This is a genomic window from Rhodanobacter sp. FW106-HT46G03 (assembly GCF_058789895.1).
Genome location: NZ_JBYTCC010000001.1, coordinates 500,190 through 523,353 on the forward strand (window position 1 = coordinate 500,190; position 23,164 = coordinate 523,353).

Annotated in this window: 19 protein-coding genes; 14 read left to right on the forward strand and 5 right to left on the reverse strand. The window is 67.6% G+C overall.

What is annotated here, in order from left to right; translation table 11 throughout:
- Positions 1 to 62: 62 nt before the first annotated feature.
- From AC3WP6_RS01985 to hemC, 5 genes are all read left to right on the forward strand, one after another.
- A complete protein-coding gene (locus AC3WP6_RS01985; RefSeq protein ID WP_492626119.1) occupies positions 63 to 734 on the forward strand; it encodes an alpha/beta hydrolase in 672 nt (223 codons plus the stop codon).
- A gap of 85 nt (positions 735 to 819) precedes the next feature.
- Positions 820 to 1,860, forward strand: coding sequence for a sensor histidine kinase (locus AC3WP6_RS01990; RefSeq protein WP_492626120.1), 1,041 nt, complete (start codon positions 820 to 822; stop codon positions 1,858 to 1,860).
- A 2-nt stretch (positions 1,861 to 1,862) separates the two neighbouring features.
- Positions 1,863 to 2,567, forward strand: a complete 705-nt coding sequence (locus AC3WP6_RS01995) for a LytR/AlgR family response regulator transcription factor (protein WP_492628623.1) — start codon at positions 1,863 to 1,865, stop codon at positions 2,565 to 2,567.
- A 1-nt stretch (position 2,568) separates the two neighbouring features.
- A complete protein-coding gene (locus tag AC3WP6_RS02000; RefSeq protein ID WP_492626121.1) occupies positions 2,569 to 2,754 on the forward strand; it encodes a Txe/YoeB family addiction module toxin in 186 nt (61 codons plus the stop codon).
- Between the two features lie 137 nt (positions 2,755 to 2,891).
- Positions 2,892 to 3,800 (forward strand): hydroxymethylbilane synthase, encoded by a 909-nt coding sequence (gene hemC / locus AC3WP6_RS02005; protein ID WP_492628624.1) that lies wholly within the window; start codon positions 2,892 to 2,894, stop codon positions 3,798 to 3,800.
- Between the two features lie 54 nt (positions 3,801 to 3,854).
- Here the strand turns inward: hemC and AC3WP6_RS02010 are convergent, their stop codons facing one another.
- On the reverse strand, positions 3,855 to 4,667 hold the full coding sequence (locus AC3WP6_RS02010) for a DUF481 domain-containing protein (protein WP_492626122.1): 813 nt from the start codon (positions 4,665 to 4,667) through the stop codon (positions 3,855 to 3,857).
- Between the two features lie 147 nt (positions 4,668 to 4,814).
- Positions 4,815 to 5,696, reverse strand: coding sequence for a hypothetical protein (locus AC3WP6_RS02015; RefSeq protein ID WP_492626123.1), 882 nt, complete (start codon positions 5,694 to 5,696; stop codon positions 4,815 to 4,817).
- A 108-nt stretch (positions 5,697 to 5,804) separates the two neighbouring features.
- On the opposite strand from AC3WP6_RS02015, the gene AC3WP6_RS02020 reads away from it, so the two are divergent.
- Positions 5,805 to 6,788 carry a helix-turn-helix transcriptional regulator gene (locus AC3WP6_RS02020; protein ID WP_492626124.1) on the forward strand — a complete coding sequence of 328 codons (984 nt, stop codon included), beginning with the start codon at positions 5,805 to 5,807 and terminating at the stop codon, positions 6,786 to 6,788.
- Positions 6,789 to 6,792: 4 nt separating this feature from the next.
- On the opposite strand, the gene AC3WP6_RS02025 is transcribed toward AC3WP6_RS02020, so the two are convergent.
- Together AC3WP6_RS02025 and AC3WP6_RS02030 are read right to left on the reverse strand one after the other, a co-directional pair.
- Complete coding sequence (locus AC3WP6_RS02025; protein WP_492626125.1) at positions 6,793 to 7,341, reverse strand: DUF488 domain-containing protein; 549 nt, start codon at positions 7,339 to 7,341, stop codon at positions 6,793 to 6,795.
- Between the two features lie 3 nt (positions 7,342 to 7,344).
- A complete protein-coding gene (locus AC3WP6_RS02030) occupies positions 7,345 to 7,557 on the reverse strand; it encodes a hypervirulence associated TUDOR domain-containing protein (RefSeq protein WP_492626126.1) in 213 nt (70 codons plus the stop codon).
- Between the two features lie 168 nt (positions 7,558 to 7,725).
- On the opposite strand from AC3WP6_RS02030, the gene AC3WP6_RS02035 reads away from it, so the two are divergent.
- Entirely contained in the window at positions 7,726 to 8,481 is a 756-nt protein-coding gene (locus AC3WP6_RS02035; protein WP_492626127.1) for a Bax inhibitor-1/YccA family protein, read from the forward strand.
- Between the two features lie 352 nt (positions 8,482 to 8,833).
- Here the strand turns inward: AC3WP6_RS02035 and AC3WP6_RS02040 are convergent, their stop codons facing one another.
- Positions 8,834 to 9,355 (reverse strand): c-type cytochrome, encoded by a 522-nt coding sequence (locus AC3WP6_RS02040; RefSeq protein WP_492626128.1) that lies wholly within the window; start codon positions 9,353 to 9,355, stop codon positions 8,834 to 8,836.
- A gap of 382 nt (positions 9,356 to 9,737) precedes the next feature.
- Between AC3WP6_RS02040 and AC3WP6_RS02045 the strand changes: the two genes are divergently transcribed.
- From AC3WP6_RS02045 to AC3WP6_RS02075, 7 genes are all read left to right on the forward strand, one after another.
- Complete coding sequence (locus AC3WP6_RS02045) at positions 9,738 to 10,949, forward strand: efflux RND transporter periplasmic adaptor subunit (RefSeq protein ID WP_492626129.1); 1,212 nt, start codon at positions 9,738 to 9,740, stop codon at positions 10,947 to 10,949.
- Positions 10,950 to 11,046: 97 nt separating this feature from the next.
- Positions 11,047 to 14,280 (forward strand): efflux RND transporter permease subunit, encoded by a 3,234-nt coding sequence (locus AC3WP6_RS02050; protein WP_492626130.1) that lies wholly within the window; start codon positions 11,047 to 11,049, stop codon positions 14,278 to 14,280.
- Between the two features lie 130 nt (positions 14,281 to 14,410).
- On the forward strand, positions 14,411 to 17,551 hold the full coding sequence (locus tag AC3WP6_RS02055; protein ID WP_492626131.1) for an efflux RND transporter permease subunit: 3,141 nt from the start codon (positions 14,411 to 14,413) through the stop codon (positions 17,549 to 17,551).
- Positions 17,552 to 17,637: 86 nt separating this feature from the next.
- Positions 17,638 to 19,356 carry an LTA synthase family protein gene (locus tag AC3WP6_RS02060; RefSeq protein WP_492626132.1) on the forward strand — a complete coding sequence of 573 codons (1,719 nt, stop codon included), beginning with the start codon at positions 17,638 to 17,640 and terminating at the stop codon, positions 19,354 to 19,356.
- Positions 19,353 to 20,033 carry a lysoplasmalogenase gene (locus AC3WP6_RS02065; RefSeq protein ID WP_492626133.1) on the forward strand — a complete coding sequence of 227 codons (681 nt, stop codon included), beginning with the start codon at positions 19,353 to 19,355 and terminating at the stop codon, positions 20,031 to 20,033. Before AC3WP6_RS02060 ends, AC3WP6_RS02065 begins: the two co-directional genes overlap by 4 nt.
- Positions 20,030 to 21,283, forward strand: a complete 1,254-nt coding sequence (locus AC3WP6_RS02070) for a sterol desaturase family protein (RefSeq protein WP_492626134.1) — start codon at positions 20,030 to 20,032, stop codon at positions 21,281 to 21,283. The genes AC3WP6_RS02065 and AC3WP6_RS02070 overlap by 4 nt, the downstream gene beginning before the upstream one ends.
- Positions 21,284 to 21,446: 163 nt before the next feature.
- The gene (locus AC3WP6_RS02075) at positions 21,447 to 22,991 is read left to right on the forward strand and encodes an amino acid permease (RefSeq protein WP_492626135.1); all 1,545 of its coding nucleotides are present in this window, start codon (positions 21,447 to 21,449) and stop codon (positions 22,989 to 22,991) included.
- The last annotated feature ends 173 nt before the right edge of the window (positions 22,992 to 23,164 follow it).

A 23,164-nucleotide genomic window follows, 5' to 3' on the forward strand; every position in this document is an offset into this window, starting at 1 on the left:
CGCCGTTGGCACCCGGCCGACGCATCGACGACACTGGGGCGCCTCTTCCCGCGAATCCCGCCATGTCCACCTTGCCCGAAACCATCGAACGCGAAATCGGTGCCAACCCGCGCCACAGCATCATCTGGCTGCACGGCCTGGGCGCCGATGGCCATGATTTCGTGCCGCTGGTGCCGACCCTGATTGCGCACGACTGGCCGGCGATCCGCTTCGTGTTTCCGCATGCGCCGGTGCGCCCGGTCACGGTGAACGGCGGGCTGCCGATGCGCGCGTGGTACGACATCGTTGCGTTCGACCTCAATGCGCGGCAGGACGAGGCCGGCATCCGCGAGTCGATGGCCAGCGTCGAAGCCCTGATCGCCCGCGAGAACGCGCGAGGCGTGGCCGACGAGCGCATCGTCCTGGCCGGGTTCTCGCAAGGCGGCGCCATCGCGCTTTCCGCTGGCCTGCGCCATGCGTACCCGCTGGCCGGCATCGTCGCGTTGTCCACCTACCTGCCACTCGCCGCTGCGCTCGCCACCGAGCGCAGCCAGGCCAACGCCGCGGTGCCGATCTTCCAGGGCCACGGCAGTTTCGACCCGGTGGTGGTGCCGCCACGCGCCACCGCCAGCCGCGAACAGCTCGAGCACCTGGGGTACAAGGTCGACGCCCACGTCTACCCCATGGCCCACGCTGTCTGCGTCGAGGAAATCGCCGACCTGCGCGCGTGGCTCACGCCGCGCCTGGCGGGCTGATCGCGCTTGCAAGGATCCTGACACCCACCGAGGCCAGCTTTCCCGTATCCCGAATCTCCCATCCCGAATCTCGGCTCCCCACCTCATGCCCTTGTTCCGCCCGCCTGACGAACCCAGCCCGCTGCCCGACTTCTGCAGCCTGCCGGTGCTGTTCACGCTGCTGGTTACCGGGGCGCTGACGGCCACTGTCGTGTGGCTGGCTGCTGGCAACCATCACGACCTGTCGGGCTACAGCGTGGGCATTTTGTTCGTGGCGTGGCTGGCGCTGCTGATCGACGTCGCGCTGTGCCTGCTGCGCCCGTACTTGCAGCGGCTGCCGGGGCATTGGTCGTACCTCGCCGCGTGGGCGCTGTTGATGCCGATCGTGGGCATCGCGAGCTGGGTGGCGCACGGGTTTGACGCGGCGCTGCACATGGGTTTGCTGGCGGGCAGCCGGATGGTGTTCGTGCGTGACAATGTGCTGATCGCCGCACTGCTTGGCGCGGCACTGCTGCGCTATTTCTATGTCGCCGCGCAGTGGCGTTTGCGCCTGGCCGCGGTGAGCCGCGCGCAGGTCGAAGCGTTGCAGGCGCGCATCCGCCCGCATTTCCTGTTCAACAGCATGAACACCGTGGCCGCGCTGATTCCGCTCGATCCGGTGGCGGCCGAACGCACGGTGGAGGATCTCGCCGAGCTGTTTCGTGCAGCGCTCGGCGCCGACAAGCAGGGCGATGGCACGCTGGGCGAGGAGCTGGCGCTGCTCGACCGCTACCTGGCCATCGAACAGCTGCGGCTGGGCGAACGGCTGCGCGTGGAACGCGATGTCGAGGCGCTGCCGGCGACGTTCCCGCTGCCACGGCTGCTGCTGCAACCGCTGGTGGAAAACGCCGTGCACCACGGCGTGCAGCCGCTGCGCGAGGGCGGCACCGTGGCCTTGCGCGGAGCCTGCACGGGGGATCATCTGGTGATCGAGATCACCAACCCGCTGCCGTCCACGCCAGCCCGCGCCGGCAACGGCCACGGGCTGGACAACGTGCGCCGACGCGTCGCATTTCGCTACGGCCCACGCGCGCAGCTGCGCGCCGGTGCGCGCGGCGACCGCTACGTGGTGACCCTGACCTTGCCGCTCACCGAGGCGCGGCCATGAGCCTGCGCGTGCTGATCGCCGACGACGAACCCTTGGCCCGCATGCGCCTTGCCGCGCTATTGCGCGAGTGCGCCGATGCCGAACTCGCCGGCAGCGTCGGCGATGGCGAAGCCGCACTGGCCGCACTGGCCACGGCGGCGCCGGACGTGCTGCTGCTCGACATCAACATGCCCGGGCTGGATGGCCTCGATCTCGCGCAGCGCCTTGCCGGCCAGGCGCGTCCGCAGATCGTGTTCTGCACCGCCTACGAAAACCATGCGCTGCGTGCGTTCGAGCTCGACGCGGTCGATTACCTCTTGAAGCCGGTGCGCCTCGAACGCCTGCGCGAAGCGCTGCAACGTGCCCGCAAGCGCCTTGCCGAAACCCCGTCGGTGCCGACCGTATGGCTCTACGCCCGCATGCGCGGCGAGCAGGTGCGGGTGGCGCTGGACGACGTCATCTGCCTGGTTGCGGAAGAGAAATACGTCAGCGTGCGCCACACCGGTGGCGAGCTGTTGATCGACGATTCCCTGCGCCAGCTCGAGGAAGCCTGCCCCGGCCAGCTCATCCGTCTGCACCGCAACTGCCTGGTGCCTTCGGCCCGCCTGCTCGGGCTCAAGGCCCAGCCCGACGGCCGCGTCGTCGCCCGCCTCGTCGGCACCGACTTTTGCCCCGAAGTGAGCCGCCGCAACCTGCCCGAACTGCGCAAGCTGCTGCGGGTGGGGTGAAATGGCGCGGGTCAACGATCTCGTCAAGGAGATCGCGCGCATGCCGCATGCGGGCACCGGAAAGCCGGAGCCGTTCAAACACGCGCTGTCCGGTTACTGGTCGCGCCGCCTCAACGACGAACACCGCATCGTTTACAAAGCCGGCGGCGATGCGGTTTTCATCGCACAGCTGCGGTATCACTACTGACCGGTGTCGCTTTTCCAGTGCCGCCGCACGCCATGCCGGGTGATGTTCGCGTCCGCCGTATTGAGGGTGTTCCCGGCCTTGCCGCGCCGTGCTGCGCGATACTGTGCAGTCTGTTCCCCGCATTGATCGCCATGTCCATCGCCACCCTTCGTATCGCCACCCGCAAAAGTGCGCTTGCCTTGTGGCAGGCGGAGCATGTCGCCGGCCTCTTGCGCGCGGCACATCCGAAGCTGGTGGTGGAGCTGGTGCCGCTGTCGACCAAGGGCGACGAAATCCTCGATCAGCCGCTGGCGACGATCGGCGGCAAGGGGCTGTTCCTGAAGGAGCTCGAGGTGGCGATGCTGGACGGCCGCGCCGACCTGGCGGTGCATTCGCTGAAGGACGTGCCGGCGCAGCTCGAAGCGCATTTCGCGCTGCCGGCGATCCTGCCGCGCGCGGATGCCGCCGATGCGTTTGTCAGCACGCGCTATGCCGATCTGGCCGCGCTGCCGCAGGGCGCGAAGGTAGGCACCTCGTCGTTGCGTCGGCAGGCGCAGCTCCGCGCCGCGCGGCCGGACGTCGAGTTGCTCGATTTGCGCGGCAACGTCGGTACCCGTCTGGCGAAACTCGCCGCCGGGCAGTACGACGCCATCGTGCTGGCCTGCGCGGGGCTGGAGCGCCTCGGGCTTGGCGCGCATATCCGCAGTCGCCTCGCGGCGCCGGCGTGGTTGCCGGCGCCAGGGCAGGCGGCCATCGCGATCGAATCGCGCGCGGATCACCCCGAGGTGCAAGCCCTGCTGGCCGGGTTGAACGACGCCCGCACGCAGCGCGAAGTAGGTGCGGAGCGTGCGTTGAACCTGGCTTTGGGCGGCAGTTGCACGGTGCCGGTGGCGGCGTGGTGCACCAGCACGGCCACCGGGCTGCATTTGCGCGCCCTGGTGGGCGATGCGTCCAGCGGCAAGCTGCTGCGGGCGCAGGCGGAGGGCGGCGATGGCGATGCGCTGGGCAAAGCGGTGGCGCAGGCCTTGTTTGATCAGGGCGCGGCGGCGTTCCTCGGCACCCCGTAAAAAAACGGCCCCGCGATCGCGGAGCCGTCGAAACCGACATCGCCACGCGATGGGTCAGAGGTTGTACACGAGGTTGGTCGTGGTCAGCGTGTCGGTGCGCTTGAGGCCCGGCACCACGTCGCTGTTGTGGCGCACCTCGAAACCCACCTTCAGCGCGAGCTTGCGCGTCATGCTGACGGCAATGCCGGCGTCGTTCTGGATGTAGGTGTTCTTGGAACCTGATTCGGTTAGGAACGTGTTCTCGAACGCGGTGTTGTCGGTCAGGCGGTACTTGTAGTTGACCAGGCCGCGGGCCACCACCTCATGTTCGGTGGGCTGGCGCACCTTGGTGCTGACGCCGGCGGTGACCACGGTGAGGTCGGCCGGGCGATACTTCTTGTAGCCGGGGCCGATTTCGAACGACAGCTCGTTGCGGGCGTCTTTCAGCGCGATGTAGCCGTAGCCGAGCGAGACCACCCCTTGCCACAGGTTGGCGCCGAACTCGTCGTGCTCGTAACGCGCGGCGCCGACGATGTAGCTGCGCGGGTCGAGCTTGTAGCCCACCGAGGCCCCGGCGTCGTACCGGTTGGCGGTGCTGTTGTAGGTCCTGATCGTGGTGCCGTTCGGCTCGAGTACTTTCTGCTGTGCCTTGGTGCGCAGGCCGTCGAGGAAGGCGTTGTTTTTCCAGTGCTCGTTTTCGAAGTTCAGGTTGAGCTTGGCATTGGCGTTTTGCGAGCGCGTGTTGCCGGTGGCCGAGGCGAAACCGAATTCGCCGGAACCGGTCCAGCCGCCGTTGTTGCCGGCGTCGCTGGCATCCGTGCTTTGCGCCTGCGCGCCAAAGCTGACGCATGCCGCCAGCAGGGCGGCGGCCATCAGAGTCTTGTGCATGGGGAGGAAGTCCGTGTTTGTTAAGCAGATGTAATCAACCACACACCCTAGCGCAGTGCGTTGAATTGATGATGAATGTCGCCGCTTCGAAACCGTAGAAAGGCGCGTGTCGGCGGGTGCCGCAGGTGCGCAGACCGGCACCTGGCCTCAGGCTGCCACGCCGACGCGCGCGTCGAGCAAGGCGTTCGCGTACAGGTGCCGGTCAAGCATGCGGCCGGCGACGCAGCCGGGTATCGCGATGGCGGCCGCGACCAGGGCGAGCCCGGTGTCGGCGAGCAGCAGCGCGGCACACGGCAACACGTAGGCCAGCAGCGTGGCGCCGACCCGCGCGGCGGTGCGTTGGCGCCGCGCCGGGCAGGCCGACGTCTCGAACTCGTGCAGCGCCTGCCACAGGCCGCTTTCGAGCAGGCCCAGGCCAAGCGCGAGTATCAGCAGCGGCAGCGCCCAGCCATGCGTGTGGTCCGGCAGTGCCTGCACCAGCGCGGACAGCCACAGCCACAGGCCGCCGGTGAAGGCTGCCGCGGTGATCCGGCAGGTGGGCAGCAGCGCAGTGGCCCGCTGCAACGCGGGCCCCAGGCCGGCGCGGTCATCGTGGGTGGCGGCGAGCACGCTGAGCAGGCTGCACACGGCCAGCACGGTGCCGGCCAGGCGGGTGATCCAGAAACGGTGGTCGCCGTGCGTGAGCCCAACCACCGCCAGCATCGGCAGCCAGGTAGCCAACGCGATCAGCGCCGAGCGGGTGGGCCAGTTGCCGTTGCCCGGCTGCCAGCCGCGCCACCGGGTGAATCCGGGCAAGCGCAACCCGGCAGCGAGCGGCGCGATGCCAACCAGCACGGCGCCCAACGCCAGTGGCGCAAGCATGCCGTTGCGCGTTTGCGGGCTCATGCCCAGCAGCAGCGACAGACCGAGCAGCGCCCAGATGCCGTATCCACTGAGTGCCAACACTGGCAAGCAGGCAGCGCCCGGCGGCGCGTGGTTCGGCGCCGTGGCATCGTTGGCGGCTTCAAGGCGGGGCGGAGCAGATGGCATCGGGGCATCCAGGCGATGGCGAAGCATGGCGGTGGATCGGCTGCGGCGGGCTTGCGGACGGCCATGCGGCTCTCCATGCTACACGGCGACCCTCATCGCGAGCGCGCCATGGATCGTTACGAACGCATACTCACCCTGCATCGTTTGCTGAAATCCGCGCGCTATGCAATGACGCTGCCGGTGCTGACGGACGAGCTGGAATGCTCGCGCGCCACGCTGTACCGCGACATCGGTTTTCTGCGCGATGCCCTGGGAGCGCCAATCGAAAGCGTGGCCGGCGAGCACGCGGCGTGGCGCTACGAACAGGCCGAGGGCGAGCGCTTCGAGCTGCCGGGGCTGTGGCTGACTTCCGACGAGCTGGCGGCATTGCTCGCGCTGAACGAGCTGATCGGCCGCAACGGTCCCGGCGTGCTGGCCGGTGCGCTGGCGCCGTTCCGTTCGCGCATCGAAAACCTGCTGTCCGACCACGGCAGCGGCAAAGCACTGCCGATCGAGCGCATCCGCGTCATTCCGTGGGGCTCGCGCCGGCTCGACCAGCAGGCGTTCCGGGTGGTGGCTGGCGCGGTGCTCGAACGCCGGCAACTGCGGTTCCGCTACCGTGCGCGCACCACCGACGCCGACAGCCGGCGGCTGGTGTCGCCGCAGCGGCTCACGCATTACCGCGACAACTGGTACCTCGACGTGTGGGACCACGACCGCGAGGCGCTGCGCAGTTTTGCGGTGGATCGCATTGCGGACGCGCAGGCGCTGGAAACCCCGGCGCGTGACGTGCCCGACGCCGAGCTGGACCAGATGCTGGCGTCGAGCTACGGCATTTTTGCCGGCGCGCCCAAGGCCTGGGCCACGATAAGGTTTTCCGCCCACGCCGCACGCTGGGTCGCCGACGAGCACTGGCACTCGCAGCAAAAGGGCGAGTGGTTGGCGGATGGCCGCTACGAGCTGAAGCTGCCGTATTCCAACTCCAAAGAGCTGTTGATGGACGTGCTGAAGTACGGGCCGGATGCCGAGATCGTCGCGCCGCTGCCACTGCGCGAGGAGATGAAGATCATGCTGCAGCTGGCCATCGGCACCTACCAGAACCCGCCGCGCTGAGCGGCTACAGCAAGGTCGCCTGCGGGCCGGCGTAGCTCAGCACGCCGTTTTCGACGTGCGCCGCCGAGGTGTACGGGTGCAGCTTGGTATGTTTGGCGTCGAGGATGTGGATCACCTCGATGCCGCGCACTTTCATCGCGTCGGCCAGCATCGAGCGGTGGCAGCGCCACCACACCGCCTCGGCGCACATGATCGCGGTCCGCTGGCGTCTGGCGTAGGCCAGCAGCGCGGCAAAGCCGGCAACGAACTGCGGCGTCGCCATGTAGTCGGCGTAGCCGCGGAACGAGGCGTTGCGCCACGCGGTGTTTGGCGAGTCCCTGTGCACGGGGCGCCGGCCGCCCACGTCCTCGAACCACGCATAACCAAAGCCGTGCGCGACGAGACTGGGCTCGAAGTTTTCGCGGGCAAACTGCGGCACATGGCGCGAACCGGGGAAATGGCGCACGTCGGCGATGGCCTCGATGCGGTGCACGGCGAGCAGGGCCAGGAACTCATCCAGCGTGCGGGTCGAGTGCCCGATGGTCCACACCGTCTGTGGATCGGTGGCGTTCACGGCTCAGGCGATCTTCATCAGCGCCGCGCCCTTGTGCATGGCAACGTGGTCGGTCTTGTCGCTCTTGATCTCGTATTGCGGATCGGCCGGCGTACAGTGGCGCGGATGGCCCTTGTACAAGGTGTCTTCCGTATGCACGCGGACGATGTGGCCGGTGACGTAGCCGGCCTCCGAGTTCCAGCGCACGTGGTCGCCAAGGTGGAACTGCTGGGCCATGGTTGTGGTCTTTCCTCTGATTCGATGGCGCCATCCTCGCACCGCGGCCGTGCAGGCGGTGCGACGCGGCAAACCGCGTGGTGGCGGAGGCGCAAGGGGCGGGGCCGCGTGCGCTTGGTTTCTGGCACCCGCGCCCCTACGATGGCAGCAGACTTGACGGAGTTCGACATGCAAAGCGGCAACCCCACCCTCAACAAGAACATTTTCCTCGATGCCGCCAGCGGCACCGTGTTCAGCCGCAACGACCAGGCAATGACGTTGAATGGCACGGTCAACAAGACCGGCCTGATGCTGCTGCTCGTCGTTGTCGGTGCGATGTTCAGCTGGAGCCAGTTCACCGGCCCGGCGAGCCTGCCGGCGGTCGGTCCGCTGGTGCTCGGCGGGGCGCTGATCGGTTTTGTGCTGGCCATGGTCACGGTGTTCAAGAAAACCTGGGCACCGGTGACCGCGCCGCTCTACGCGCTGTGCGAAGGCGTGTTCATCGGCGCGCTGTCGGCCATTTTCGAGATGCGCTACCCGGGCATCGTGATGCAGGCCGTGGGGCTCACCTTCGGCACCATGGCGGCGATGCTCTTGGCCTACCGCAGCGGACTGATCCGCGCCACCGACAAGTTCAAGCTCGGCGTGGTCGCGGCCACCGGCGGCATCATGATCCTGTACCTCGCCAGCTTCGTTGCCGGCTTCTTCGGTCACTCGTTCGGGTTCATCAACGGCAGCAGCACCATCGGCATTGTGTTCAGCCTGGCGGTGGTGGTGATCGCGGCGCTCAACCTCATCCTCGATTTCGACATGATCGAGCAGGGCGTCGGCGCCGGTGCGCCGAAGTACATGGAGTGGTACGGCGCCTTCGCGCTCACGGTGACGCTGGTGTGGCTGTACCTGGAAATGCTGCGTTTGCTCTCGAAGCTGCAATCGCGCAATTGATCCGGGCTCCGGGCCCGGCCCGACAACGCCGCCTGCGGGCGGCGTTGTCGTGTGCGCACCGGGACCCTTCTCCGTTGTGGGTCGGGCTTCTGCGGCCCGACAGGCTGTTGGCGGGATGGTCACGGGCGTTCGCTTGGCGTCTGCGGCGTCAATCACTGGCGCCGACCAGTGAATCGTAACCGTGCCGCCAACAGCCCGGCGGGATGAATCCCGACCCACAGGAGTCGCGTTGCTTGCCACCGCGCGCTCTTCCCAATCCCGTATCACGAATTCCGAATCTCGGCTCACCGAGTCCAACAAAAACGCCGCCCAGCAGGCGGCGTTTTTGTTGGCAAGCGGAAGTCAGCGTGGCTTACTTCGAGTGATCCACCATGTAGTTCACGGCCGCCTGCACCTGCGCCTCGGAGAGCGCCGGGTTGCCGCCCTTGGGCGGCATGAAGTTGCCGTCCGGGCCGTGGTAGCCGTCGGTGGCGTGCTTGAACAAGGTGGCCATGCCCTGGGCGATGCGCGGTGCCCAGGCGCCCTTGTCGCCGAACTTCGGCGCGCCGGCCACGCCGGCGGTATGGCAGCTGGTGCACAGGTTGTCGAAGATTGTCTTGCCGTCGGTGCTGCCGCCGTAGGCGACTTGCGAAGATGCAGCCTTGGCTGCGGCATCAGCGGCAGCCTGCATTGCGGCGCGGCCGGTGTCGCCGGCGTACACCGCGCTGATCGGCGCGATGCGGGCGTTGATCGTGGCTTGCGAGTTGGGATCGTGCTCGGCTGGCACATGGTTGTGCACAGTCATCGCGATGGAGACCAGCACCACGGTCAGTACGACCAAGCCGCCGATCAACCGGGCGAACTGGCGCACAAATACCCGATCGCTGTCGTTCATGGATCTCGTCACGAGAGTCTCTCCAGGTCGTTGAAACGTCCGGGCTGCCCCTGCAGCGGCCGGCGCCGCGTTGTACGGCCGCACGGGCGCATCACGGGGATGCGCGCCGGACAGGCACAAGCTGCGGAGTATAGGACAAGCCCGGCGCAAGTTTTCAGGATGACGCCATCGGTCGCGGCGTTCCAGCGCGCTTGCCCCCTGCCGTCGGTCATGCCTTACCCATGTCAACTGGCATTGTTCGCTGGCGTTCCTATGCACCTATGCTTGGCACCCATATCCCCCACCGCCGCAGGTTTTCGCGAACCCGCGACTGGTGACGGTGTCGAAGCAGGCCACTGGCGGCACCTGCCGCAGGCACCCCGTCCTGACCAGGAGTTTCTGCATGTCGCGTTTCTGGAAAATCGCGCTCGTCATCGTCGCGGTGATCGTGCTGGTCATCGTTGCGGTGCGGTTGCTGCACAAGCCGAGCGGCTCTGGCCAGGGCGGACCCGGTGGCAAGGACAACGCGCCGGTGCCGGTGACCGTGGTGCCGGTGGTGCGCGAGAACGTGCCGGTGTACCTGACCGCTTTGGGCACGGTGCAGGCGCTCAACACCATCGCGGTCAACCCGCAGGTGGGCGGCGAGCTCTTGAGCCTGGGCTTTGCCGAAGGCCAGTCGGTGAAGAAGGGCCAGGTGCTGGCGCAGATCGATCCGCGTACCTACCAGGCCACCTACGACCAGGCGGTGGCGCGCAAAAGCCAGGACGCAGCGCAACTCGCCACCGCGCAGAGCAATCTCGCGCGCAGCGTGAACCTGGCGCCGAAGGGCTTCATCTCCAAGCAGGATCTGGACACCTTGCGCAACACCGTCGCGCAGTACAAGGCGGCGGTCGCCTCCGACCTCGCCGCGATCCGCGACGCGCAGGTGCAGCTCAACTACACCAAGGTGCTGTCGCCGATCGATGGCATGGCCGGCATCCGCGGCGTCGATCCCGGCAACGTGGTCACCACCAGCTCGACGCTGGTCACGTTGACCCAGCTGCACCCGATCAACGTCATGTTTGCGCTGCCCGAACAGAACCTCGACATGGTGCGCGCCGCGCAGATGAAGGCGCCGCTCGAGGTCACCGCGCTGGATCGCGTGGATGCCCACCCGGTCGCGGCCGGCGGCGTGCTCAAGGTGATCGACAACCAGATCGACACCACCACCGGCACGTTCCGCCTGAAGTCCGAGTTCCCGAATCTGAAGGGCGAGTTGTGGCCCGGCCAGTTCGTCAACGTGCAGCTCAAGGTGCGCACCGACAATGGCGCGCTGGTGGTGCCGGCGCAGGCAGTGCAGCGCGGTCCGGATGGCGATTACGTGTACCTGGTGCAGGGCGACGACACGGTCAAGATGCAGCCCGTGGTGGTGGCCGGAGAGGTTGGCGACAGCCACGTGATGATCGGCACCGGCCTCAAGGAAGGCGACAAGGTGGTGACCGAAGGCCAGTTCCGCCTGAAGCCCGGCAGCAAGGTCAAGGCGCTCAAGCCGGGCGAAGTGCCGGCGGCGCCGACGGCCGCCGAGCTGGAGAAGGCCAAGCAGAACAAGGGAGGCGGTTCCCGCGGCCGTCGCTGAGTTTTGACGCCGGTCGCCGCGCGGCGGCCGGCCCCGCCCCGCGCCCCGGCCAACTTCCGGCACGCCAGCCGCCACCCCGACCGCAAGACGGACACCCATGGGATTTTCCGGACTTTTCATTCGCCGACCGATTGCCACCTCGCTGCTGATGGTGGCGATCCTGCTGCTCGGCATCCTGGGCTACCGCCAGTTGCCGGTGTCGGCGTTGCCGGAGATCGAGGCGCCGAGCCTGGTGGTGACCACCCAGTACCCCGGCGCCAGCGCCAGCACCATGGCGGTGCTGGTCACCACGCCGCTGGAGCGCCAGCTCGGGCAGATCTCCGGGCTCACGATGATGAGCTCGGATTCCTCGGCCGGGCTGTCCACCATCATTTTGCAGTTTGCGATGAACCGCGACATCGACGTTGCCGCGCAGGACGTGCAGTCGGCGATCAACCAGGCGCGGCTGCCCAATGCGCTGCCGTACCCGCCGGTGTACAACCGCGTGAACCCGGCCGATGCGCCGATCCTCACCCTGTCGCTGCAGTCGGACAGCCGGCCGCTGCGCGACGTCAACAACTTTGCCGACTCCATCCTTGCGCAAAAGCTCTCGCAGGTGCCGGGCGTGGGGCTGGTGTCGATTGCCGGCAACGTGCGGCCGGCGGTGCGCATCCAGGTCAACCCCGCGCAGCTCTCCAACCTCGGGCTGACGCTGGAGGACGTGCGCAGCGCGCTCACCCAGGCCAACGTCAACGCGCCCAAGGGCACGCTCAACGGCAAGACGCAAAGCTACTCGATCGGCACCAACGACCAGCTTGCCGATGCCGCCGAGTACAAGAACACCATCATCAGCTACAAGAACAGCGCGCCGGTGCGGCTGGCCGATGTGGCGCACGTGGTCGATGGCGTGGAGAACGACCAGCTGGCCGCGTGGTCGAACGGCAAGCCCGCGGTGCTGCTCGACATCCGCCGCCAGCCGGGCGCCAACATCGTGGAGACGGTCAAGCAGATCCGCGCGATCCTGCCCGAGCTGCGCAGCGTGCTGCCGGCCGACGTGCACCTGGACGTGTTTGCCGACCGCACCATCACCATCCGCGCTTCGGTCGTGGACGTGGAGTTCACGCTGCTGTTGACCGTCTTCCTGGTGGTCGCGGTGATCTTCGTGTTCCTGCGCCGGTTGTGGGCCACGGTGATCCCGTCGGTGGCGGTGCCGTTGTCGCTGCTGGGCACGTTCGGGGTGATGAGCTTCACCAGCATGTCGCTGGACAACCTCTCGCTGATGGCGCTCACCGTGGCCACCGGCTTCGTGGTCGACGATGCGATCGTGATGATCGAGAACATCGTGCGCTACATCGAGCAGGGCAAGAGCGGCAAGGAGGCGGCCGAGCTTGGCGCGAAAGAGATCGGCTTCACCGTGGTGTCCTTGACGGTGTCCCTGATTGCGGTGTTCCTGCCGCTGCTGTTGATGCCCGGCGTCACCGGGCGGCTGTTCCACGAGTTTGCGTGGGTGCTCACCATCGCGGTCGCGATCTCGATGCTGGTGTCGTTGACGCTGACGCCGATGATGTGCGCCTACCTGCTGAAACCGGATGAACTGCCCGAAGGCGGCGATTCGCACGAGCGTCAGCTTGCCGCCGGCAAGCGCACCGTGTGGTCGCGCACGGTGCTGCTCTACGAGCGCTCGCTCAACTGGGTGCTCGATCACCAGCGGCTGACGATGCTGGTGGCCGGGGCGACAGTGGCGTTCACCGTGTTCCTCTACATCGTGATCCCCAAGGGCCTGTTGCCCGAGCAGGACACCGGCATGATCACCGGCGTGGTGATGGCCGACCAGAACGTGGCGTTTCCGGCGATGGAGGCGCGCACCAAGGCGGTGGCCGAGGCCTTGCGCAAGGACCCGGCGGTGGCCGGCGTGGCCGCCTTCATCGGTGCCGGTACGATCAACCCCACGCTCAACCAGGGCCAGCTCTCGATCGTGCTCAAGGACCGCGGCAAGCGCGACGGGCTGGACGAGATCCTGCCGCGCCTGCGGCACGCCGTGGCCGGCATCCCTGGTGTGGCGCTGTTTTTGAAGCCGGTGCAGGACGTGACGCTCGATACCACGGTGTCCGCCACCGAATACCAGTATGCGTTGGCGGACACCAACACCGACGAGCTGGCAAAGTATTCGCAGCAGATGGTCAGCGCGCTGCGCCAGCGGCACGAGCTGGCCGAGGTGAGCAGCAACCTCGCCGACCAGGGCAATGCGCTGAAACTCACGATCGACCGCGAGAAGGCCAGCCGCCTCGGCGTGCCGGTGCAAACCATCGACGACACCTTGTACGACGCCTTTGGCCAGCGCCAGATCTCCACCATCTTCACCCAGCTCAACCAGTACCGCGTGGTGCTGGAGGTGGCGCCGCAGTTCCGCACCACCACCGCGCTGCTCGACCAGCTCACCGTGCGCGGCAACGGCAACGGCGCGCTGGTGGGCAGTACCGCCACCCGTTTTGGCCAGCTCAAGTCCAGCAACTCCGCAACGCCGTCGGGCATCGGCAACCAGGGCAACGTCGGCTTCACGCTCGGCGGCGGCGGCACGATTCCGCTCTCCTCGCTGGTGAGCGCCAAGGTCACCAACGCGCCGCTGGTGGTCAGCCACCAGCAGCAACTGCCGGCGGTGACGATCTCGTTCAACGTGGCGCCGGGGTATTCGCTCTCCGATGCCGTGCGCGCGTTCAACCAGGTCGAGGCGCAGCTCGCGTTTCCGCCGCAGCTGCGCGGGCAGTTCATCGGCAAGGCGGCGGAGTTCTCCAACTCCATTGGCGACGAAGTGCTGCTGCTGCTCGCCGCGGTGATCGTGATCTACATCGTGCTGGGCGTACTCTACGAGAGCTACATCCACCCGCTGACGATCCTCTCCACGCTGCCGCCGGCCGGCGTCGGCGCGCTGCTGGCGCTGATCCTGTTCGGCATGGATCTCTCGGTGGACGGCATCGTCGGCATCGTGCTGTTGATCGGCATCGTCAAGAAGAACGCGATCATGATGATCGACTTCGCGATCGAGGCGCAGCGTACCGGCATGAATGCGCGCGACGCGATCCACCGCGCCTGCCTCCTGCGTTTCCGGCCGATCATGATGACCACCGCGGCAGCGATGCTCGGCGCGTTGCCGCTGGCGCTCGGCACCGGCATCGGCGCCGAGTTGCGCCGGCCGCTCGGCGTGTCCATCGTCGGCGGCCTGCTGCTCTCGCAGCTCATCACGCTGTACACCACGCCGGTGATCTACCTGTACATGGAGCGCTTCCAGGATTGGCTGCGCATGCGCCACGAGCGACGCGCGCTGGCGCATGCACAGGCGGATGCGGCGCGGTGAAGCCGGTGGCCGCGCAGGGCACGGCGTTGCCGCCGGCGGTTCAACCGTTTCGCGGCGTGGACGTTGAATACCGCATGCTGCGTCCATCCGTTGCCGGCGACGGCACGCGGCGCATCCGGAGCGTCCGCGCATGAACCTTTCCAGCACCTTCATCCGACGCCCGATCGGCACTTCGCTGCTGGCGATGGGCGTGTTCGCGGCCGGCGTGATCTGCTATCTGCTGCTCGGCGTCGCTGCGCTGCCGAACATGCAGTTTCCGGCGATTTTCGTGCAGGCCAGCGAGGCGGGCGCGGATGCGACGACGATGGCGTCCACCGTAGCTGCGCCGCTGGAGCGTCATCTGGGGCAGGTGCCCGGCATCCAGATGATGAACTCGCACAGCTCCGAGGGCCGAACGTTCGTCTTCATGATGTTCAACCCCGGCGTGAACCTGGACTCCGCCGCGCGCGACGTGCAGGCGGCGATCAACGCGGCGATTCCTGATTTGCCGCCCGGGCTGAACGGCACGCCGAACTACCAGAAGGCCAACCCCAACGACGATCCGGTGATTGCGATTGCCTTGTCCTCGTCCACCCAGGCGTCGGCCGACCTGTACAACACCGCCGACACCTTGCTGGCGCAGCGCCTGCGCCAGTTGCCCGGGGTCTCCTCGGTGGATATTGCCGGCGCGTCGACGCCGGCGATCCGGGTGGATGTGAACCTGCGGGCGCTGAACGCGATGGGTCTCTCACCCGACCAGCTGCGCAATGCGCTCAGCGCCGCCAACGTCACTTCGCCGCAGGGCTTCCTGTCCAACGGCCGCACCACGATGGCGATCAGCGCCACCTCGCAACTGCACACTGCGGATGAATTCGCGCAGCTCGTGATCGCGATGAAGAACGGCACGCCGGTGCGGCTCTCCGACGTGGCGCACGTCTACAACGGTGCGCAGGATGCCTATCAGGCGGCATGGTTCGGCGGCAAGCCGGGCATCCTCATGTACGTGTACAAGAAGGCCGACGCGAACGTGATCGCCACCGTCGACCGCGTGCGCGCCGAGCTGCCGATCCTGCACGGCTACCTGCCGCCGGGCACCACGATGACGCCGTTCTTCGACGGCACGCCCACTATCCGCGCTTCGTTGCACGAGGTGCAGGCGACGCTGCTGATTTCGCTGGCGATGGTGATCCTCACCATGGCGCTGTTCCTGCGCCGGCTGGCCGCCACGCTGATTGCGGCAATCACGGTGCCGCTGTCGCTCGCCGGTGCGTTCGTGGTGATGTACATCCTCGATTACACGTTGAACAACCTGACGCTGCTGGCGCTGGTGATTGCCATCGGCTTCGTGGTCGACGACGCGATCGTGGTGATCGAGAACATCATCCGCCACATCGAGGCGGGCATGAGCCGGATGCAGGCGACGCTTGCCGGCGCGCGGGAGATCGGCTTCACCATCGTCTCGATCACTGCCTCGCTGATCGCGGTGTTCATCCCGCTGCTGTTTGCGGGTGGTTACACCGGCATGTTCATGCACGATTTTGCGGTCACCCTGGTGGCCGCCATCGTGATGTCGGCGCTGGTGTCGCTCACGCTTACGCCGGCGCTGTGCGGCGTGTTTCTGCGCGGGCCGGCGCACGACGAGGCCGGCGAGTCGCGCCTGGGTCGCGCGCTGGAAGCCATGCATGCGCGCCTGCTGGCGGTGTACGAGCGCGCGCTGGACTTTGCGCTGCGCCACACGCTGGCGTTTGCGCTGACGCCGCTGGTGCTGATCGGGCTGACCTGGTTCCTGTTCGGCGTGGTCAAGAGCGGCCTGTTTCCGCCGCAGGACACCGGGCTCATCTGGGGTCGCGCGACGTCCAGCGCCACGGTGTCGTTTGCGCAGAGCGAGCAGCGCATGCAGCGGCTCACCCACATGCTGATGGCCGACCCCGACGTGGCCAGCGTCGGCACCCGTTTGGGCAGCAGCCGGCAAGGCGCGAGCGGCTCGTTCAACATCGACCTGAAGACCCGCGCGCAGGGCCGCAAGGACGACACCTTCGCGGTACTCGATCGGCTGACCGCGAAGGCCGCGAAATACCCCGACCTCAATTTGCGCCTGCGCCCGCTGCAGGATCTGCCTAGCGCGAGCGGCGGCGGCACCAGCCAGGGCGCGCAATACCAGATCGGCCTGCAGGGCAGCAGCCTGGCCCAGTTGCAGGAGTGGCTGCCCAAGCTGGTGGCCGAGCTCAAGAAAAACCCGATGCTGCAGGACGTGGGCAGCGATGTGGACCAGGGTGGCCTGCGTCAGAACATCGTGGTTGACCGCGCCACCGCCGCACGCCTCGGGGTGTCGATGGGCGCGATCGACGGCGCGTTGTACGACGCGTTCGGGCAGCGCCAGGTGTCCACCATTTACTCGGACGTCAACCAGTATGCGGTGGTGGTGAACGCGTTGCCCGACCAGACCGCGACGCCGGCGTCGATCGACCGGCTCTACGTGCCATCGTCGAGCGGCAAGATGGTGCCGCTCACCGCCATCGCGAAACAGGTGCCGGGCCTCGCGCCCAGCTCGATCACGCACCGCAACCAGATGACCACGATGGATCTCAGCTTCAACCTCGCGCCGGGGGTGTCGATGGGGCAGGCGATGATGATCGTGCAGCGCGCGGCCAGCGGCATGCGCATGCCGGGCGACATCAAGCTCGACGTTGGCGGGGATTTCCGCCGCTTTCGCGAAATGCAGGGGGGCATGTTCTGGCTGGTGTTGGGGGCGGTCGTCACCGTCTACATCGTGCTGGGCATGCTGTACGAAAACCTGATCCACCCGGTCACCATCCTGTCCACCCTGCCGGCCGCAGGCGTCGGCGCACTGCTGGCACTGTGGCTGACCAACACCGAGCTGTCGGTGATTGCGCAGATCGCGCTGGTGCTCCTGATCGGCATCGTGAAAAAGAACGCGATCATGATGATCGACTTTGCGCTGGTGGCCGAGCGCGAGCACGGCCTGCCGCCGCGCGAGGCGGCGCACCAGGCCTGCCTGGTGCGCTTCCGTCCGATCATGATGACCACCATGGTGGCGATCCTTGCCGCGTTGCCGCTGGCGATCGGGCTGGGCGAGGGCAGCGAGTTGCGGCGGCCGCTCGGCATCGCGCTGATCGGCGGCCTGATCATTTCGCAAAGCCTTACGCTGCTCTCCACACCGGCGATCTACGTGGTGTTTTCCTGCCTCGGCGCGCGCTTCAAGGCGTGGCGGGCGCGGCGTGCCGAAGCGCGCCGGCTGCGCCGCCGGGCGCTGGCGCACACCGCAGGCTGAAGCGGGTGGCGGGCTGGACGCGCGGGGGCGGCGGTAGTTCCGTAAGATGGCGGCTTGATTTTGCCGCGGCTGCAGGGGGCCGGAGCATGTTGGAACGATGGTGGCAATGGTGCTGCACGCGCCACGCGCTGGTGCGCGGGCTTGCGGCGCTGGTCTGGCTGGCGTGTGCATGGGTTGCGGTGTGGCCGGAGCCTGACCCGGCGCAGCGTATGTTTGTCGTTGCGGTGCTGGTGTGCGCCACGGGTGCGGCGCTGGCGGCTACCTGGCGCCCGGCGTTTGCGCTGCTGCTGGCCGGCCTGCCGTTTGCGGCGTTGCGCATCATTTCCGACCTCAAGCTGCGCTACCTCGATGCCGCGCTGATGCCGGCGGATTTCATCTACTACGCGCGGGCGAGCCTGTTCGAAACACTGCGCCGCTACCCGCAGATGTATTGGCTGGCGATCGCGGTCGTGGTCGGCGTGCCGCTGGTGCTGGTGCTCGCGTGGCGGCTGGATCGTCGGCTGTGGCCAGCGGCGCGCGGCCGGCGCCTGGTCGTGTTGCGCGTGGTGGGGGCGCTGCTGTGCGTGGCCGCGTTTCGCGTTTGCCTGTTGCCGACCGGGCCGTTTGCGTCGGTGCACCAGCGCAACGCATGGCAAAAGATGACCGACGACGCGCAGCTCACCAACTTCTTCGTCAACCTCAACGATGCCGGCGTGAGCCTGCCGGAGATGGCCGACGACCAGGTGGCGCGGCGCGACTGGGGCGCGACGGCAGACGGCTTGCCCGGCACGCGCCCGCCGCCGTATCCCGACATCGTGCAGGTGCTGGAGGAAAGCACCTTCGATCCGTCGATCTACAGCGTGTGCAGGGTGCCGGCGTGCAAGGTCGCGCTGTTTCGACCGGGCAGGCGCACGCGTGGCTACGGCCTGCTGCGCACGCACACCTTCGGCGGCGGCACCTGGGTCAGCGAGTTTGCGGTGGAATCCGGTTTGCCGCAGGACGTCTTCGGCCCCGGCGGCATGTATGCGCCGTTCGTGCTGGCGCCGCATTTGCGCGACTCGCTGCCCAGCCTGCTGCGCCGGCTCGGCTACGCCACGATTGCGATCTACCCGACCAACGGCGATTTCATCAACGGCCGCAATGCCTATCAGGCCTACGGCTTCGACCATCTCTACGACGCTGCCGAGCTTGGCTTGAAGGAGTGGGAGGAAAGCGACACCCAGATGTTCGACGCGGCCAAACGCGTCTACGACAAGGTGAAAAAACCGGGGCAACCGGTGTTCGTGATGATCCTCACCTTGAACCAGCACGGCCCGCACGACGAGAAGCCGATGCGCCAGTTGCCCAAGCCGTTCCGCAACCTGGTCAAGAACGTATCGCCGGCGCTGGGCCTGAACCTCGATACCTACCTGTGGCAACTGCACGACTCCGACGTCGGCATGCGACATCTGGAAAAGCTGTTCCTCGCGCGCCCGGAACCCACCGTGCTGGTGCACTTCGGCGACCACCAGCCCTCGTTCAACGGCCTCATCCGTGGCCTCGACCGCAACCTGCCCGACACGCTGCGCGGCGAGCGGGATTTCCTCACCTACTACATGGTCAAGAGCAACTTCGCCGGCCCGCCGTTGCCCAGCTACCCCGCGCTCGACATCGCCTACCTGCCGACCATGGTGCTGGCGGCCGCCGGACTGCCTGCCGACGGTTATTTCGCCGCCGTGACCGCCTTGCGCGAGCGCTGCAACGGCCGCTTCACCGACTGCCCGGACAAGACGCTGCTGGCCTCGTATTACGCATGGATCTTCGACCGCCTGCAGGTGTACCAGTGACGCGTGCCGCTTCGGCGCCACTGGCGTGGGCAACGGTCATCGCCGCGGCGCTGGCGATCGCCGGCGCGCTGCTCGCACCCGCGGCGCCGTGGGCAGATTGGCTGTTGTGGTTCGGCAAGCCGCTGGCCACCGCGTGCATCCTCGTGCTGGCGTTGCGCGCGCAGCCGGCGGTTTCCGCGCGCTATCGCCGTTTCATTGCCCTGGGGCTGGGCTGTTCGCTGCTCGGCGACGTGCTGCTGATGCTGCCGGGGGATCTCTTCGTGCCGGGGCTGGTGGCCTTCCTCGTCGCGCACCTGTGCTATCTGCGGGCTTTTTTCACGCTTGGCGTGATGCGCCGGTTGCTGTTGCCCCTGCTCGCGACGCTCGGCTTCGGCGCCGCCTGCGTGGCCGCGTTGTGGACCGCGATCGCGCCACCGCTGCGGCCGGCGGTGATCGCCTACGTGGCGGTGCTGGCCAGCATGGCCGGAGTGGCGCTGGCACGTGCGCGGATGGCGCACGGCGACCGGTCGGCGCGTCTTGCGGCGGTTGGCGCGCTGCTGTTCATGCTGAGCGACGCCCTGCTGGCGTGGGATCGGTTCCGTGGGCCGCTGCCGTTGGCGCCGCTGTGGATCCTGGCGACGTACTATGCAGCGCAATGGCGGATCGCGCGTTCGACTTCCGCCGCGGAGGGTGCATGAACCCGCAGGCGTTGATCATCACCTGGGCCACGCCGGCGTTTTTCCTGCTGATCGCCATCGAGTGGCTGGTGGCGCGCGGGCGGGGGCGCGACGCGTACGCCGGCAACGACAGCGTGAACAGTATCGGCCTCGGCGTGCTGTCGCAGATCGTGGCGGTGTTCACCACGGCGCTCACGTTCGGCATTTACGCGTGGTGCGCGCAGCACCTTGCGCTGTGGCGGTTGCCGGCGGACAGCGTGGCAACCTGGGTCGTTGCGCTGCTCGGCTACGACTTTTGCTACTACTGGCTGCACCGCAAGGGGCACGAGGTGAATATCCTCTGGGCCGCCCATGTGGTGCACCACCAGAGCGAGCGCTACAACCTCTCCACCGCGCTGCGCCAGACCGGCACCGGGCCCTTGCTCAGCTGGATCTTCTACCTGCCGCTGGCGATTCTCGGCGTGCCGGTGGAAGTGTTCGTGATCGTGGCGCTGATTGACCTGCTGTACCAGTTCTGGGTGCACACCGAACAGATCGGCACCCTCGGCTGGTTCGACCGCGTGTTCTGTTCGCCGTCCAACCACCGCGCCCACCACGCGGTGAACGACCGCTACCTCGACAAGAACTACGGCGGCATCCTCATCCTGTGGGATCGCCTGTTCGGCACCTTCGTGGCGGAAGACCCGGCCGATCCGCCGGTGTATGGCACGCGCGCGCCGCTGCGCAGCTGGAACCCGCTGTGGGCGAATGCCGAGGTGTACTGGCATGCGTGGCAGGACAGCCGGCACACCCGGCGCTGGCGCGACAAGCTGCGGGTGTGGCTGAAGCCGCCGGGCTGGCAGCCGCCCGACCTTGCCGCGCGCTATCCGCGCAGCGGGTTCGCGCCCAGCCGCGAGCGCTACGACCCGCCGATGTCGCGCGCGTGCCGCACCTACGTGCTGATCCAGTTCGCGCTGCTGCTTGGCATGGCGAACCAGTTCCTCGCGCTGGCGAGCCACGCCGCGCCGGCGTCGCAAATGGCGTACGCCGGCTATCTCGTCGCCAGCCTGTGGGTGCTTGGCGGCCTGATGGAGAGACGCCGCTGGGCGCGCTGGGCGGAAGCCGTGCGGGTGATCGCCACCGCCGTGCTGCCGCTGGCCACCCTGCGCTGGTTCGGCGTCGCCCATCTGGACAGCCGCGTGGCGCTGGCATTTGCGCTGGTGTTCGGCGCCAGTGCGCTGGCGCTGGTCATGCTGCGTGCCGACACGCCCGCGATGCATCAGCACGCGTAGGGGGCGTTGGGGCCCTTCGCCAAATGGCCCTCGTGCATCTGCGCTCCTGCAACATGACGACTGGCGTCCACCGCTGAGCGCGTCTTCCGGTTGCCTGGCTTCTGGCCCATGACCCAACTTGCCGATTGGCTATGATCGACCGGCTTTCACCACGGGGATGTCCATGGGTTTCCTGAGCCGCATGCTGCGCCACAAGTCGGTTGAGCAGTTGCAGGGGGAGGCCAGCCGGCGCGGGGATTTCCGCCGCGTGCTGGGTCTCTGGCAGCTCACCGCGATCGGCGTCGGCGGCATCATCGGCGTCGGAATCTTCGTGCTCGCCGGCCAGCAGGCGGCGGCGAACGCCGGCCCCGCGGTGGCACTGTCGTTTCTCATCGCCGGTGCCGGCAGCGCGTGCGCGGCGCTGTGCTACGCGGAGTTTGCCGGGCTGATTCCGGTCACCGGCAGCGCCTACACCTACGGCTATGCGGTGCTCGGCGAGTTCGTGGCCTGGATCATCGGCTGGGATCTCCTGCTGGAATACGCGCTGGTGGTGGCGGTGGTCGCCATCGGCTGGTCGGGCTACGTGCAGGTGCTGCTGGCCTCGGCGGGGCTGCACCTGCCGGAGTGGGCGCAGCAGAGCATGAGCCCGCAGACCATGCACTATTACCTGCAGCAAATCTTTGGCGTGCATGGCACCGCGGTGGTGGCGCCGAGCGACGGCCACCGCTTCAACGTCATCGCCGCCGCGGTGTCGGTCGGCGTGGCGATCCTGCTCACCGTGCGCATGGAGGTCGGCGCGCGCTTCAACACCGCCATCGTGGCGATCAAGGTCGCCGGCGTGCTGCTGGTGATCGGCGTGGGCGCGTTCTTCATCCACGCCGCCAACTGGCACCCGTTCATTCCGCCGCGGGTGTTCGATGCGCAGGGCGTCGGCCATTTCGGCTGGGCCGGCGTGCTCACCGGCGCCAGCGTGGTGTTCTTCGCCGTGTTCGGCTACGACACGCTGACCACCGCGGCGGAGGAGGCGAAACACCCGCAGCGCGACCTGCCGCGCGCGGTGCTGCTTTCGCTCGCGGTGGCGATGGTGCTGTACGTGGCGGTGTCGCTGGTCATCACCGGCATCACCCATTACAGCAACTTGAACGGCGACGCCTCGGTGTCGCAGGCGTTCGCCGCCATCGGCCTGCACTGGGTCAGCGTGGCGATTGCGGCGGCCGCGGTGATCGGCGTCACCAGCGTGCTGTTCGCCTTCATGCTCGGCGCGGCGCGCATCTGGTTCGCGCTGGCGCGCGATGGCCTGTTGCCCGGCTGGTTCGCCAAGGTCAGCCCACGCTTTGGCACCCCGGCACGACCCACGCTGATTTTGGGCGTATTTACCGCCATCGTCGCCGGGCTCCTGCCGATTGGCGAAGTGGCCGAACTGGTCAACATCGGCACCCTCAGCGCCTTCATCATCATCTGCAGCGCGGTGCTCACGCTGCGCATCCGCCAGCCGCAATTGCCGCGCACCTTCCGCATGCCGTGGATCGGTTTCCTCGCTCCGCTCGGCATTGCCTTTTCGCTGCTCCTGATCTTTGGCCTGCCGTGGCCCGACGCGGCCGGCTGGCAGCGCATCGGCGGCCTGCCGGTCGTCACCTTCGAGCGGTTCCTAATCTGGCTCGCACTGGGCCTGGTGATCTACTTCGCCTACGGCATCCGGCACAGCCGGTTGGAAGAGCAGGCGGGGTGAGCCGGGGCAGCGTGTCGCGTCGATCCGCCCGGAATCGGTGGCTCGTCAAATCGCCGCACGCTGGCGCCAGTTCTTGCGACGTGACCTCTGGCAGGGTGATCGCCGCGCGGCGCGGATTACGATCCCGGCATGAGCCGCCGCTCGCCGTGTTTGACGAACGACATGGTTGCCGG